Annotated in this window: 7 protein-coding genes; all 7 read left to right on the forward strand. The window is 30.3% G+C overall.

All coding sequences use genetic code 11. The features are described 5' to 3' along the window. The first annotated feature begins 458 nt into the window (after nucleotides 1–458). The 7 genes from N5A56_RS09185 (at nucleotide 459) to N5A56_RS17425 (ending at nucleotide 16,621) form a co-directional block, all read left to right on the forward strand. Nucleotides 459–11,435, forward strand: coding sequence for an Ig-like domain-containing protein (locus N5A56_RS09185; protein WP_265725188.1), 10,977 nt, complete (start codon nucleotides 459–461; stop codon nucleotides 11,433–11,435). A 672-nt stretch (nucleotides 11,436–12,107) separates the two neighbouring features. Next, on the forward strand, nucleotides 12,108–12,755 hold the full coding sequence (pdxH, locus tag N5A56_RS09190) for a pyridoxamine 5'-phosphate oxidase (RefSeq protein ID WP_265725189.1): 648 nt from the start codon (nucleotides 12,108–12,110) through the stop codon (nucleotides 12,753–12,755). 36 nt (nucleotides 12,756–12,791) lie between these two features. Continuing rightward, nucleotides 12,792–13,280: a SixA phosphatase family protein gene (locus tag N5A56_RS09195; protein WP_265725190.1), complete on the forward strand. Its 489-nt coding sequence runs from the start codon at nucleotides 12,792–12,794 to the stop codon at nucleotides 13,278–13,280. A gap of 2 nt (nucleotides 13,281–13,282) precedes the next feature. Further along, on the forward strand, nucleotides 13,283–14,179 hold the full coding sequence (locus N5A56_RS09200) for a Ppx/GppA phosphatase family protein (RefSeq protein ID WP_265725191.1): 897 nt from the start codon (nucleotides 13,283–13,285) through the stop codon (nucleotides 14,177–14,179). Between the two features lie 94 nt (nucleotides 14,180–14,273). Then, nucleotides 14,274–15,374 carry an OmpA family protein gene (locus tag N5A56_RS09205; protein WP_265725192.1) on the forward strand — a complete coding sequence of 367 codons (1,101 nt, stop codon included), beginning with the start codon at nucleotides 14,274–14,276 and terminating at the stop codon, nucleotides 15,372–15,374. Nucleotides 15,375–15,513: 139 nt separating this feature from the next. Then, the gene (locus tag N5A56_RS09210) at nucleotides 15,514–16,347 is read left to right on the forward strand and encodes an OmpA family protein (protein WP_337994782.1); all 834 of its coding nucleotides are present in this window, start codon (nucleotides 15,514–15,516) and stop codon (nucleotides 16,345–16,347) included. 55 nt (nucleotides 16,348–16,402) lie between these two features. Continuing rightward, on the forward strand, nucleotides 16,403–16,621 hold the full coding sequence (locus N5A56_RS17425; protein ID WP_337994783.1) for an OmpA family protein: 219 nt from the start codon (nucleotides 16,403–16,405) through the stop codon (nucleotides 16,619–16,621). Nucleotides 16,622–16,720: the final 99 nt, after the last annotated feature.

The following is a 16,720-nucleotide window of genomic DNA, read 5'->3' on the forward strand; positions in this document are numbered from 1 at the left end:
ATCTTAGTAAAGTTAGGTTTAATAATTTTTTTTATAAATTTATAGTGTCATTTTAACCCCCATATTATGAACTTCAATAAAAAAACAGTTAAAACTGTACAGTCACTTAGCAAATTTAGTATTCAAAATGGTTTTATTTTAAACCATAAACTTCATTTAGATTTTATTAAAAACCTAGTAAATAGCAGGTAAAACTTCAACTTATTATTTACAATAAAAAATTAAATATTATTTGTTGTTACTATAAACAATAAAGCACAAGTTTAAAATAATATTCTAATATCATAAGGAATAAATATTTATTTTTTTAACATTTAACAATCTTTAAAAATTGATTCAATCCCCATATTATGAATTTCAGTATAAAGAGTATAAACAAATATACATTGATAGTCTTAATATTATCAATAACACAATTTAGCTTATCAAACAATTTAAAAGATCTTGATAAAAAAAAGGTGTCTAATAATGAAAATGCGATTCCATCTAAATCTTTTTATGAAAAGCATGAATCTAATTGGAATAATAAAGAAAATTTTAATTCTAAAACTAGAAGAGCTCCTTTTTTAAGAAAACAACAATTAACTAAAATAGAACTTTCTTCTTTTAATAAAAGTAGTAAGAAGTTCATAAATAGTAAATCATCTAGTAATGGAACATTTGTAATCAATAAAACTCTAACTTCTGGTTCTGATGATTCTTTTCAATTAAGAGATAATTCAAATCACCCAAATTCTTATGAAGTTCCTAGTGACAATGTTAGATGGAAAGGGTTTCGTTTTAAGAATTTAAATATACCTTCTAACGCAGTAATTTCTAGTGCAGTATTAGAAATTCATGCGTATAAAACAAGAAACTATAATTTTGCTGGAAACATAGCTAGAGTAAAAGGTGAATATTTAAAATCTCCTTCTACCTTTGGTGGGAGTAATAATTATTTATCTAATTTATCTAAAACTAGTGAATTTAAAGATTGGACAATACCTAATATTTCAAGTAACGGACAAGCAATCTACTCGCCAAACTTAAAAGAAATAGTTCAAGAAGTTGTAGATAGTAAAAATGGAGTAACTCATTTATCACTTATTTTATCTACTTCAGAATCTTGGATTACATGGAACTACGAAGATGGAGACTCTAATTGTTATGCTACCGTAAGGGTTGAGTATACTTTACAGAATGTTGCAATTGATACAAATAACGATACTGCTGTTACTAATTCTGGATCTTCTGTTATCGTAGATATTTCAAATAATGATGCAAACATTCCAACGAATGGAAATTTAACGATTACCAACAATCCTAACAATGGAACCGCTACAATTGATACAAATGGAACTCCAAATGACATTACTGATGATACAATTATCTATACAGCAAATGCTAATTTTACTGGTACAGATTCTTTAAACTATAGAGTTTGTGATAGTAACAATAATAATTGTGATACCTCATCTATTACTATTAATGTTTCTGCTGTACCTTCTAACCCTTGTAGTGCAGCTTCAGGAAATTTAGACACAGATGGTGATGGTGTTTCTGATATATGTGATTTAGATGATGATAATGATGGAATATTAGATACTGATGAATGTACTGGTACTGGAACAAGTAAATTAGATTGGAGTACATTAGGTATTGCAGATCAAGCACCAATTCATGATGGTACTGTTTATACAATAGACGGTTTACCAATAACTATAAATTATTCAACAGAAATAAATGGAGGTACTTTTGTACCCGCAAATCAATATTTTTCTTCTTACGAAGCAGGACAACGAGGTGCTTTCTTTGGTTATGCCGAATTAGGTTTTAACAATTCTGCTGATGATTATAGAGACAGACTTATTTTTACTATGAGTTTTGGTAAAGCAACTTCTGGTATAAATTTTACAATAACAGATATAGACCAAGCAGTAGATGATAGTTGGGACGATGCTGTAGAAATTTTTTATACCACCGCTTCTGGTACTTATAATATAAAAACACAACCAACTTATTATACTTTAAATTCGGCTGTAGCTTTAGACAATGAATCTAATATTGATGGATTTGAAGGGACAGGAAATGCAGAGATAGAAGAAACTAAAGGAAATCTTATTCTTGATTTTAAAAATGAAGCAATTACCTCAATAAGAATAGAGTATTTTTCTACAAATGATGCAATTTCAAACCCTGAAGATCAATATATAGGTATTACCGATATTTTATTTAATAAATGTGGTGATACAGATAATGACGGAATACCTGATTATTTAGACACAGACTCAGACAATGATGGTTGTCCTGATGCTACTGAAGGAGCAAATAATTTAACTACTAAACTTGATTTAAACAACGGAAGTAATGGTGGAAGTTCTTCTAATTTAGGTACAACATCTAACAGTAACGGAATCCCTACAAATGCTGTTGTTAACGCAACAACTGGTCAAGCAAATACTTCTGCAACTACAATTGCTGAAGAAATAACTATCAATACTGCACCAATTAATCAAAATATAACTGCAAATAATACTGTTAACTTCTCTGTAAGTGCATCAGCAATAAAAACAACAATATTTAACAACTCTGGAACACCTAATTATGGTTCTGGTACAAATTCTACGAATACTTTAACTTATAAATGGTTTAAAGACACGGACCCTAATACAACTTTAGCCACAACAAGTACACTTGCAATACATAACGTTTCTGCATCAAATGCAGGAGATTATACAGTACAAATAAAAGGAGCCAACAATAGCTGTAGCTCAATAGCAACTGCAACATTAACTGTAGATGCAACAGACCCTTGTGATGCAGTAGCATCTGGAAATATCGATACAGATAATGATGGGATTTCTGATATGTGTGATTTAGATGATGATAATGATGGTATTTTAGATACCGAAGAAGGAGAAGGTTCTTGTGATCAATCAAATGTTGCGAATTCTTCTTCAGGAACTGGTAATTATCAAGATCAATTGTATTTTTTCAACTGGTCTGGGTCAGATTTTACAGATGGAGTTCATAATAATGATACGCAAACTTTTACTTTACCTGGTAATTTAATAATTACAGCAACTATTTCTAATGCAATGAATGCCAGTTCATATGTACCAACAGATATGAACACTTATTCTGGCGCAACACTTTATAAACTTTATAATACAACAGGTACTAAAGAAGCACTTTATGGAGCAAATGGTGAAGACGCTTCGTTTACAGTAAATTTTACAGCAACAAAAAATGGAAATCCGTATCCTTTAGATTTTTTAACCCTAGATCCAGAATCTACAGATAGTGGAGAACATGTTGAGTTTAGTACAAACGGTGAAAGTTGGAAAGTTTTAGAAACTGTTGGTAATGGAGGTTCTTGGACAGGTGTTGGTTCTAAAACTGTTAAAACTACTAATACCAATAAATCTCAAGGAAATACAATCTATTATTCTTACAATGCAACAAAAATTGATGTTGATTTAAATGCTGGAGGAAGACAAGCTGTTGCTTTTGGTATTTGGTTAAAATGTGATACAGATAATGATGGTATTCTAAATCATAGAGATACAGATTCTGATAATGATGGTTGCCCAGATACTACAGAAGCTTCTGCAAACTTAACTCCAAGCGGAACATTAAACGGAGGAAGTGTTAATGGTAGTTCTGCCAATCTTGGTACAGTTTCTAACAACAACGGAATACCTTTACCTTTAGGAACAGTTAACGGAAACGAAACTACAGGTCAAGCTTCAACAACTGCAGTTAATACTGCAGAAAAAATTACATTAATTACATCTCCAACAAATCAATCTATAAACGAAAACGGAAGTGTAACATTTTCTGTTCAAGTAAACGCTGAAACTACTACAACCTATAATGCGGGTTCTCCTGATTATAATTCAGGAACAGACACTACAAATTCTCTTAACTATAAATGGTTTAAAACCTCTGCTCCAAACACAATAATATCTACAAATAGATTTTTAACATTAAATAACCTTTCTGCTTCTGATGCAGGTGATTATTCTGTTCAGGTAATTGGAGTTAATAATACTTGTTTTATAACTGAAACCGCTACTCTTACTATTGAAAACAACAATATCTGTGATGCTGTTTCTTCTGGAAACATAGATACAGATAAAGATGGTGTTTCTGATGTTTGCGATTTAGATGATGATAATGATGGTGTTTTAGATAGTGATGAAAATTGTACTGGGTTTATTTCTCAAAATACAAACGGTGTTTGGAAAGGAAAAACCAATTCAAATGTAACTTATACGTATACAAATACAAACACACAATCTACACAAAGCTCTTTCGATGATAATCAAATAGAGTATTCTATCAATAAAAATGGTGGAGAACAAAGAGTTGAAAAACGTGGAAACACAAATTTTACTATAAGCTTTTCTCCTGCTGTACCAGCAAATGAAATAGCCTTCGCAATAATAGATGTTGATGTAAAAGAAAGCGAGCCAGTAAATAGTAACTTCACTCCTACTTATGCTACTTATAATCTTAAAATTAATGGAGGTAATAATCCTAATGGAGTTTTTCTAAGCGCAACTAATAAACTAAATAATTTACCTCAACTAAATTACAATACTAATTCTGGTTTAGTTACCATGAATGGTGATAAAGAAAATCAATATCTTATCCTGAAAGGAAAATCTAATAATTTAATTTCTTCAATAACAATAACCTCAACAAATATTTCAAATAATAGTGAAATTTCTGGTGATTTAATAGCATATTCAATTCTAGCAAAAGAAGAATGTGATACTGATAAAGATGGAATTTCTGACAGTTTAGACACAGATTCAGATAATGATGGTTGTGCAGATGCTAAAGAAGCTGCGAGTAACTTATATACAACTGCAACTTTATCTGGTGGTAGTAATGGAGGTAGTTCTGCTAATTTAGGTACTAATGTAAATGCAAATGGTATTCCTACAGTTGCTGCTACAAATGCAACAACAGGTCAAGCAATTACTACGGCAGTAACAACAGCAGAATTGATTACCATAGATACTGCACCTATTAATATTACTGCTAATGAAAATACAACTGCAAGCTTAACAATTACTGCTTCGGCTGTAAAAACATCAACTTTTAATTCTGGTTCTCCTGTTTATTCAAATCCAAATGGAGTTAGCACAACAGGGTCATTAACATATAAGTGGTTTAAAGATTCTGCTCCAAATACAATTTTATCTACAGCAAGTACTTTAAACATCAATAATTTAACAGCTGCAAAAACAGGAGATTATACTATTCAAATTTTTGGTTCTAATAACAAATGTTATCTAGAAGAAACTGCTACTATAAGTATCAACTACCTACCAACGGCAGAAGATGACACTATTACAGGTATTACTGAAGGCAGTATAAACAATCAAATAAATGTTTTAGCAAACAATGGTAACAATGCAGATTCATTTGGAACAGATGGACCTAACATAGGTTCAATTACCTTACCTTCGGCAACAACTACCGAAGGAGGAACAGTAATTATTGATGATAAAGGAAACAATGATCCTACAGATGACATTATTTTATATACTCCTGTAGATAATAATTTTTATGGTACAGATACTTTTGATTATACAATTACAGATAGTAATGGAGATACCTCAACTGCAACAGTTACCATATCTGTAAGCTCTGTAAATGATGCTCCTACTGCTGTAAATGATAATTATACAACCTTAGAAGATACACCTAAAGTATTAAAGCCGCTTACAAAAGGAACAAATGATAGTGATCCTGAAAATGATACTTTAACAATTACATCAATCAATAACGAACTTATTACTCTTGGTACTGCGAAAACAATAACGGTTCCAAATGGTTCGGTTACTTATAGTCAAACTGGTATTATTACTTTTATTCCAAATGCAAATTTTACAGGAACTGTTCAATTTCCTTATACAATTAGTGATGGAAATGGAGGAACTGATTCTGCTACAGAAATAATTGTTATTTCTCCAATTAAAGATGCTCCGATAGCAACTGATGATTCTTATACAACTAATGAAGATGTTGCTATAATTATTACACCGCTTACTCAAGGTTCTCCTGATAGTGATCCTGATAACGATACAATTACCATTATATCTATAAATAGTGTTAGCATTACTGGAGCTATACAATCTATTCCTGTAACAAATGGAACTGTTAATATAGATACTAATGGAGTAATTACTTTTACTCCAAACCTTAATTATAATGGAACTATAAGTTTCCCATATACGATTAGTGACGGAAATGGAGGAAATGACTCTGCAACTGAAACAATTGTTATTAATCCTATAAATGACGCTCCTTTAGCAACTGATGATTCATATACAACAGACGAGGATACTGCACTTACAATAACACCATTAACAACAGGAACTGCAGATAGCGATCCTGAAAATGATACGTTAACAATTACATCTATAAACAACGTAAATGTTACAGGCGGTATTCAGTCAATTACTGTGGATAATGGTACTGTTAACATAGATCTTTTTGCAGTAATAACTTTTACTCCTAATTCTGGTTATAACGGAACTGTAAGTTTTCCTTACACAATTAGCGATGGAAATGGTAAAAACGATTCAGCTACAGAAACAATTATTATCAATCCTATAAATGATGCTCCTACGGCAACTGATGATTCTTATACAACTGATGAGGATATAAGTATTACAATAACTCCTTTAACAACAGGAACTGCTGATAGTGATCCAGAAAATGATACTTTAACAGTTGCATCTATTAATGGTACATCAATTTTAATAGGAACTGATAAAACAATAGCTGTTACAAACGGATCTGTAACTTATAATGGAACTACTAATGTGATTACATTTACTCCGGAAACTAATTTTACAGGAACAGTGACTTTTCCTTATACAATTAGCGATGGAAATGGTGGTACTGATAATGCTATAGAAACCATTGTTATTAATCCGATAAATGATGCTCCAATAGCTACTGATGACTCATATACAACAGATGAAGATGTTAGCATTACTCTAAACCCTTTAACAACAGGAACTGCAGATAGCGATCCTGAAAATGATACTTTAACAATTACATCTATTAATAATGTAAATATAACTGGTAATTTTCAATCTATAACAGTTGATAACGGAACCGTTATTATCGACCTTTTTGCTGTAATTATTTTTACTCCAAGTACAGGTTATAACGGAACTGTAACTTTTCCTTATACAATTAGTGATGGAAATGGAGGTACTGATAATGCTATAGAAACTATTATTATCAACCCTGTTAATGACGTTCCTATTGCAACAGATGACACATATACTACAGATGAAGATGTAGCAATTATTCTAAACCCATTAAGTGCAGGAATTGCAGATAGCGACCCAGAAAATGATACTTTAACAATCACTTCTATCAATGGCGTAAACCTTTCAGGAGGTATACAAACAATTACTGTAACAAACGGAATCGTAGAAATTGATGCAGTTGGTGTAATTACGTTAACTCCTAATCCTAATTTTAATGGTACAATTACATTCCCTTACACAATTAGCGATGGAAATGGTGGCACAGATTCTGCTACAGAAACCATTATTGTAAACCCAATAAATGATGCTCCAATTGCAACGAATGATGATTTTTATATAGACGAAGATACATCACTTGTTATAAACCCATTAACTGATGGAATTGCAGATAGCGACCCTGATAATGACACACTAACAATTACTGCAATTAATGGCGTAAATATTACAGGAGGAGTTCAATCGATTCCTGTAGATAATGGAACTATTAATATTGATAATAATGGAATAATTACTTTTACTCCTAACACAGATTTTAATGGCACAATTACATTTCCATATGTGATAAGCGATAGTAATGGAGGTTCAGATAATGCCACCGAAACTATTGTTATAAATCCTGTAAATGATGTACCAGATGCTGTAGATATTACAGTGGTAGATCCTATGGATGAAAACAGTATTAATAATGTAATTGATGTTTTAATAAATGATACTTTTGGAGGAGACGGACCTAACAATGGCGCTATTACTCTTGTAAGTGGTAATACTGCTAATGGCGGAACAGTTACAGTAAATAATAACGGTACTCCAAACAACCCAACAGATGATACAATTTTGTATACTCCTGTTGCAGAATTTAATGGTCAAGATTCTTTTCAATATACAATTACAGATTCTAATGGAGACACAGATACCGCAACAGTTTCATTAACAATAAAACCAGACGGAACTCCTTACAATCCTACATCTGCTGCAGAATGTTTTAATGTTTTTGTAGAAAACAACATCACAGTTTCTAGCGGAAGTACATTTGGTAGTGTTGCTGCAGGTGGTGATTTAACTTTAAATGGAGATTATAGTATTGCCTCAGAAGAATGTGGTTGTTACACTGTAAATGGCAACGGAATAGGTCTTTTAGTTGGCGGTAAAGTTAATTATCCGGTTAATAATTCGGTACTTACAATTGCTAACCCAAATCAATATTTAAAAATAGGAGAAAGTAATGGTTCTAGTGCTTGGTATCAAGACCCAAATAACAATTATAATCCTATAAGAATTACATCAAATTCAGATTATAACGCGTCTTCTCATATTCAATTACAAGGAGCAGCAAATGCATTAAATGTTTCGGCAAATAACAATCCTGTTTTTGAAAACAATTTAATAGATTTTGCTAGCGCATTTCAACAACTAAAAACAAATTCAACAAGTCTGTCACAAGGAGCTCACAATGCCCAACTAACAGATTCTAATGGAAATACAATATCTAATACAAATTTACCTTCTAATGTAAGAATCGATTTACAAAACGGTATAAATTACCTTAATGTGTCTGGTACAGATTTAAATAACGTAAATACATTTACATTTAATCAACAACCAAATGCAAGTAATGTATTAATAATAAATATTGATGTTTCTGGTTTATTTAATTGGAATGTTTGGGAACAAGTGTCTGCCGGATTAACAGAAAGTCCTTATATATTATACAACTTTTTTAATGCTACAGAATTACATATTAATGGTAATGAGACAATAGCTGGTACAATTTTAGCGCCTTTTGCAGACATTACTAAAACTGTAAATACAGCAAATATTTTAGGCCAAATAATTGGTAAATCTCTTACACAAGATGGAGGTGATTTAGAATGTGCTCCTTTTGTTCCAAATGTAATTAGTCCGCCAACAACTGGTGTACCTCCAACAGCAGAATTTACTGTAAATGATGTTGAGCAATGTTTAGCTGGTAATGAGTTTGTATTTTATAATACTTCTAATACCGGAAATACACTACAACCAGCGAATCCTATTTCTTATTATTGGGATTTTAGCGATGGTACTTCTAGTTCATTAATGAATCCTTCTAAAACATTTGCAGGAGCAGGAACGTACGATGTAATTTTAACAGCAACTAATTCTTTTGGATCTAACACACAATTAACTCAAGTAACAGTTTCAAATACTATTAATCACCCAATAGTTACTAAAGCAACTTTAGCATCACCACCAGGAACTGTAACAAGAGAATTTACATTAGATAATGACACATATTTTGATAGTTACTCTTGGGCATTAGATGGTGTTGGTGCCAATTTATTCCCAAATCAAAAAGTTGTAACTTTTGATTTTACTACAGATGGTTCATATAATCTTACTATTACTGGTTTTAAAGATAGCTGTACACAAACATTAACATTACCAATTGTAATTTCATCTGGTGAAGTTTCTGGAGGAAACGGTGGTGGAGTTGAGAGCGAAAGTTTAGGTGATGCTATTTCTAAGATTTATGTAAAACGTAAAAAGAATAGTGTACCCACTAAATTTGTAAAATCTAATAAAAACATTTACAATAAAGCTAAATTACTAAAAGCACAAACTTACCAAGGGAAAACGCAAACAATGTTAGAAATGTTTCCTACTGAGTTAATTACAGGTAATGTAGCCAATGTAACTTCTCCTACAGATATTTTAGATTATACAGTAGCAGACGAGGTTCTTTCTGTAGATTTTTCTGTAAACGGACAAACAAAAGGTGTTGTTTTAGGTATTAAAACTACCGATAAAATTTACAACCATACAAAAGCTTCTTGCGATAGGTTAAGAGGTGCAGAAATATTAAATATTCAAACAGTAGAATTAGATGGCTATAATTTCTTAATGCAAGGAATTAAGCAAAGAAATGGTGTTACAGAATATGCAATCTCGTTTGTGGCCGCTAAAAATACAACAGACACAAATTATACCATTCAAACAAACTGGTATGTTAATGAGTATATTAAATTTAATGATGTTTACAATTTCCAAGTTTGGTCTTCTAATCATGAAGATACTCAGAAGTTAGTTAAAGACATTTTAGAAAACTTAAATGCTTACGCTCCTGTTATACAAGAAGAAAAGCAAAGAGTTCCAAGAACTTTCGCAGCAAAACTTACCAGAGAAAAATCAGATTTAATCATTAAATTAAAAAGTAATGAAATAGGATTGAATACAGAAATATCGATGGATGAAGTGTATACTGAAACTACTACAACTCTAAAACATAGATATAACTCTTTAAATACAACTCTAGAACAAACTTTAATTGTAGATATTAAAGATGGATATGAATATGATGGATTAATAAAAGTTGACGGAGCAATACAAGACGCTTTTTATCATGCAGATGGTAATTGGGGCTTAGATTATGACAAGCAATACACACAAGTTAATGAGTATGTTGTTTCTAACAACTTCGATAGAGAATATTTAGATGATGAACATGAAATTCATAGAGATGTAAAAATTAAAGCAGTTAGTGAACTAGATTACTTGGGTATTTATAAATCTTTATTACCTGGTAACTTATCTGCAGATTACTCAGAATACAAATATTTAACTTTTACTGCTAAAGGATCTGGTTTAATTGAATTAGGGTTGATAAAATCTTCTGTTCAAGAATGGAAAGAACAATATAGAGTAATGGTAAACTTATCAGAAGAAGAACAAACTTATTACATTCCTTTTGATGCGTTTACATCTACAGGTACAACAGATAAAATTATTGCAGATGATTTAACAACCATTACTTTTACATTTTTACCTGTTGAAGCAAATACAAAAGAATTAGACTTAACAATTTCTGATGTTAAATTTGCTAAAACTAATTCAGAAGCAGAAAACCCTGATGTAATTGAAGAGTTTGAAAACAACTTTATGTCATATCCAAACCCTACTAATGGTAAAGTAAATGTGTTATTATTTAGTAAAGTAGATACCGAAGCTACTATTTCTTTATACGATGTTACAGGTAAACAGATCTACTCTGCTCCTGCTCAACTTACTGTTGGTAAAAACGAACTAGATTTTAGTGTAAAAATAAAACCAGGAATTATGTTCTTAAAAGTAAATAGTAAAGAAATTAATTATGGTACATCTAAAATTATTTTCAGATAAATCATATTAAAAATTATTAATCTAAAAAAGAGGAGCCAATTTGGTTCCTCTTTTTTTATGCAAAATGAATACAATTAATTTATAAGCATTTGAAATAAATAAAAATCATAAACAGAACTAAGCTTACGCTATATAATAACATCCAAAGAAAACTATAATATAAACACTAGAATAGGTATTTCTACTTATCATTTCATTCTAAAAATATAGATTTTTTTGAAAGTTACTTTTTACCTATTAAATTGAAATAAGACCTTTTAAAGGAGTTAAAATTGGGGTTTTGTATTAGAAAGTAGTTATCACTTTTCTAATATAATTGATGCAGCAGGTATTAGAAATTCTATTGGAATTAGATATGTTTTTAATTAATTATTTATCTATAGTATGATTTGTTTCTAAACTAAAAAAAACTAGCTTCGCTATCATATTCTTGTTAAATGACTTCTGTCTAACTTTATTTTTAATTTCACGAGTATTCAATTAACAGAATTACACAATTAAAAAATAATATGAAACTAAAAACTATTAAATCATTAATTATATTACTTACAATTATTAGTTTAACATAGTACTGAATAGTTGTAAACAAATAGTAGAAAAACCTGTAGATTTAACAATAAAAAAACTATAGTTGGTGAAAGTACAAATCCTAATAAAAAATAATTTTTACAAATGTCTCAAGATTTAAGTAATCATAGAAAATCTTACGAAAAACAAGAACTTTTAGAAAGTAATTGTCCAGAGAATCCAATTGAATTATTTAGAACTTGGTTTCTAAATGCAGATAATTCAGATTTAGTTCATGAAAGTAATGCAATGACTATTTCATCTATTGGTTTAGATGGTTTTCCTAAAAGTAGAGTTGTATTGTTAAAAAAATATACTTGGGAAGGTTTTATTTTTTATACAAATTATAACTCAGAAAAAGGAAAAGCAATTTCTAAAAACGGTAATATCTGTTTATCCTTCTTTTGGGCAGGTTTAGAACAACAAATTATAATTAAAGGAGTTGCAGAAAAACTATCAGAAAATTTATCTGATGGCTATTTCAGTTCTAGACCAGACGGAAGTAAACTAGGTGCTTGGGCATCAAATCAAAGTAATGTAGTTTCTTCCAGAGAAGAGTTGGATAAAAATTTATCATCCTTTGAAAAAAAGTTTAAAGAAAAAGAGATTCCTAGACCTAAACATTGGGGTGGTTATATTGTAAAACCAGTATCTATAGAGTTTTGGCAAGGGAGACCAAACAGAATGCACGATAGAATACGATATTCTTTAGAAAAAGATTTTTCTTGGAATTTAGAGCGTTTAGCTCCTTAAATTTTTATATTTACATAATTAACTATTAAAAATTTAATGAAAACATTATATATAGTTCGTCACGCAAAATCTTCATGGGATTATAACGGAATTGAAGATATTGATAGACCTCTAAAAAAACGCGGAATTAAAGATTCTCATTTAATGTCTAAATTTTTGTCTAAAGAAATAGCTAAGCCAGATGTTTTTATTTCTAGTAGTGCAAATAGAGCTTTACACACATCAGTTATTTTTTGCGAAAACTTTGAGTACCCATTATCTAACTTAAAAATTAGAAGGCAATTATATAGTTTTAGTGATGGTTACTTAGTAAAAACTGTAAAAGCGTTAGATGACGGGTTTAGTAGCGCAATTATTTTTAGTCATGATCATGGTATTAATACTTTTGTAAATAAATTTGGAAATACTCCAATAGCACATGTTCCAACCTGTGGCATAATAGGTATTCAATTTGAAGAAAAACATTGGAAAAATATTAAAAAAGGTAAAACAATTATGACCGAATCACCAAAAAATCATAAATAAATTTGTTAGAAATAAAAAAATATGGAGCAATAGATATTGGTTCTAATGCAATTAGACTACTAATTTCTAATGTTATTGTTGAAAAAGATAAAGAACCTAGGTTTAAAAAATCATCTTTAGTTCGTGTTCCTATTCGTTTAGGAGCAGATGCTTTTGTTAATGGAGTCATTAGCGAAGAAAATACAAAGAGAATGGTAGAAGCTATTGAAGCTTTTAAACTACTTATGAATATACATAAAGTAGTTCGTTATAAAGCTTGTGCTACTTCTGCGATGAGAGAAGCAGAAAATGGAAACGAAATAGTTGATAAAATTTTTAAAGAAACAGGAGTTAAAATTGATGTAATTGGTGGTAAAGAAGAAGCGGCAATTATTTCATCTACAGATTTAAACGAACTAATTAAAGGAGATAATTCTTATCTATATGTAGATGTAGGTGGCGGTAGTACAGAGTTTACAGTTTTTTCTGGTGGAAAAATTATAAATTCTAAATCTTTTAAAATGGGAACGGTACGTTTATTAAACAATAAAAAATCTGTAAATAAAGAAATTTTTGCAAGTGTAGAAAAATGGATTAAGAAAAACACTAAAGATTTAAAACGTGTTTCATTAATTGGTTCTGGTGGAAATATTAATAAATTATTTAAAATGTCTGGTAGAACAGAAGGTAAACCTATTTCATTTATTTATTTAAATGCTCAATATCAATTTTTAAAACAGATGAGCTATCAAGAAAGAATTTCTGAATTGAGCTTAAATCCTGATAGAGCAGATGTTATAATACCAGCAACAAAAATATACCTTTCGGCAATGAAATGGAGTGGCTCTAGAAAAATATATGTACCTAAAATTGGACTTTCTGATGGAATTATAAAAAGTTTGTTTTATAACAAATTATAATTTCTGATTATAATTCTTTAATTTCTAAATGTTTTTAGTACATTTGGCGCTATATTTATGTATAAAATTAAGGTAATTATTAATGTTTACTAGTATGAAAAATATTTTACTTATTGTAGTTTTTTTGATGTTTACAACTGCAACTTTTGGTCAAGATCTCCCAGAAAATCCTGAACCAGGAAAATGTTATGTAAGATGTAAAACTCCAGATGTTTGGAAAAATGAAACTATAAATGTTGCTGTTGCACCCGAATATAAAAAGATTATTACTTTTCCTGCACAATATAAAACTATACAAGAAAAAGTTTTAGTTAAAGAAGCTGGACAAGAAATTTTAATTGTACCTGCAGTTTGGGGAACACAAGAGGTTACTTATTACGAAAAAGAAGATGGCACAAAATTAGAAGCTCAAAAAGCTGTGTTTAATCAAGGTTTTGAAACTGTAGAAACAAAAGCTGCTTCTGCAAGTTGGCAAATGAGTGAAAAAGCTCCTGATTGTGATTCTGATGATCCAGAAGATTGTAGATATTGGTGTTATAAGCCATTACCTGCAGAGTTTAAAACAATGCCAGTAGAAAAATTAATTTCAGATGCTAATGTTGTAAGTCTTACTATTCCTGGTATAACAAGAACTTATCAAAGAAAAGTGATGGTTAAAAAACCAGAAACAACTATTGTGCAAACTCAACCTGAATATAAAACAATTAAAAAAACTGTTCTTGTTAAAGATGCATATACAGAAGAAACTACTGTACCTGCAGTATTTAGATCTGTTACTAAACAAATTTTAGTAAAAAAAGGAGGTTTAACTTCTTGGAAACCGGTAAACTGCCAACTAGTTAACAATACACCTTTACCAATTAATTGGGATTTTTCTAGCGCAACTCTAAACGATGGAGCTAAAAAAATTATTGATGTAAGATTATTACCAATTTTAAACTCTGGTGTTGCTGTATTTATTGAATCTCACACAGATATGAGAGGAACTAGAAGAGATAATCAAGACTTATCTGATAGAAGAGCTAGAGCTGTTACAGATTATTTAATCTCTAAAGGAATTAATGCTAGTCAATTATACGCAAAAGGATTTGGAGAGTCTAGACTATTAAACAAATGTTCTGATGGCGTAGTTTGTTCAGAATCTGAACACTCAATAAACAGAAGAACAACATTTAGAGTTGTAAATCAGAAATAAAAAATACTTCTCATATAAATTAAAAAAAACAAAGCTAAGCGCTTTGTTTTTTTTACGTTTTATTTTGTGACGTTTTAATTTTTGTAGTGTCCCATAAATAACAAACAAAAATTAATCTAATATTAAATCAAAATTTAACATGAAAAAAATTTTACTAAGCGGAGCTTTTTTACTTTTAGGAGCTAGTACTTTTTCGCAAGCACTAACATTACCATCAAATCCAGAACCAGGAAAATGTTATGTTATGTGTAAAACACCAGAAGTTTGGAAAAACGAAGAAGTAACAATAGAAATTGCACCTGCTTATAAAACTATTAAAACTCATCCTGCAGAATATAAAACTATTACAGAAACTGTATTAATTAAAGAAGCTGTAAAAAAACTAGAAATTATACCAGCAGTTTGGGAAACAAAATCATTTTCTTATGTAGCTAAAGAAGATGCAAATAAATTAACTGCTATTAGAGCCACTTTTGCCAATGACTCTAAAACAATAGAAACAAAAGCTTCTTCTGCTGTTTGGCAAATGAGTGATAGAAAACCAGATTGTCAATCTGACGACCCTAATGACTGTAGATATTGGTGTTTTAAACCAGTAGCAGCAAAATTTGTTACTGTACCATTAACAGTACTATCAACAGATGCAACAACTAAGTCTACTACTGTTGCAGGTTATAATAAATCTTATACAAGAAGAGTTGTTGTACAGCCAGAAACGACTAGAAGTATTGAAATTCCTGCTGTTTACGGAACTATCAAAAAAATAGTATTAGTTAAAGATGCATGGCAAGAAGCTGTAACTGTAGCCGCTAAATACAAAACTGTAAGAAAAGAAGTTTTAGTAAATAAAGGTGGTTTAACTAGTTGGAAAGAAGTAGAATGTGAATTGGTAGACAATACACCTTTACCAATTAATTGGAACTTAAATAGTGCTACTTTAACTCCTGGAGCAAAAAGAATTATAGAACTCTAGATTACTTCCAATTCTACAAAGAGGTCTAGCAGTTGCCTTAGAATCTCATACAGATATGAGAGGTACAAAATCTTCTAATCAAGATTTATCAGAGAGAAGAGCTCAAGCTGTTACTAGATATTTAATATCTAAAGGGATTAATGCTAGTCAAATTTCTGCAAATGGATATGGTGAATCTAGATTATTAAATAGATGTGCAGATGGTGTTACTTGTTCAGAAGCTGAACATGCCCAAAATAGAAGAACTACTTTTAGAGTAATCAATCAAAACTAACATAGAAGTTTGTCATAAAAAAACCGAAGCAATTTGCTTCGGTTTTTTTTATGATTTCTAAATCTTTCCTTTTTTAATATTTACTTATTTGAGATTGGA

The organism is Polaribacter ponticola, assembly GCF_026191475.2.
Classification (GTDB): Bacteria; Bacteroidota; Bacteroidia; order Flavobacteriales; family Flavobacteriaceae; genus Polaribacter; species Polaribacter ponticola.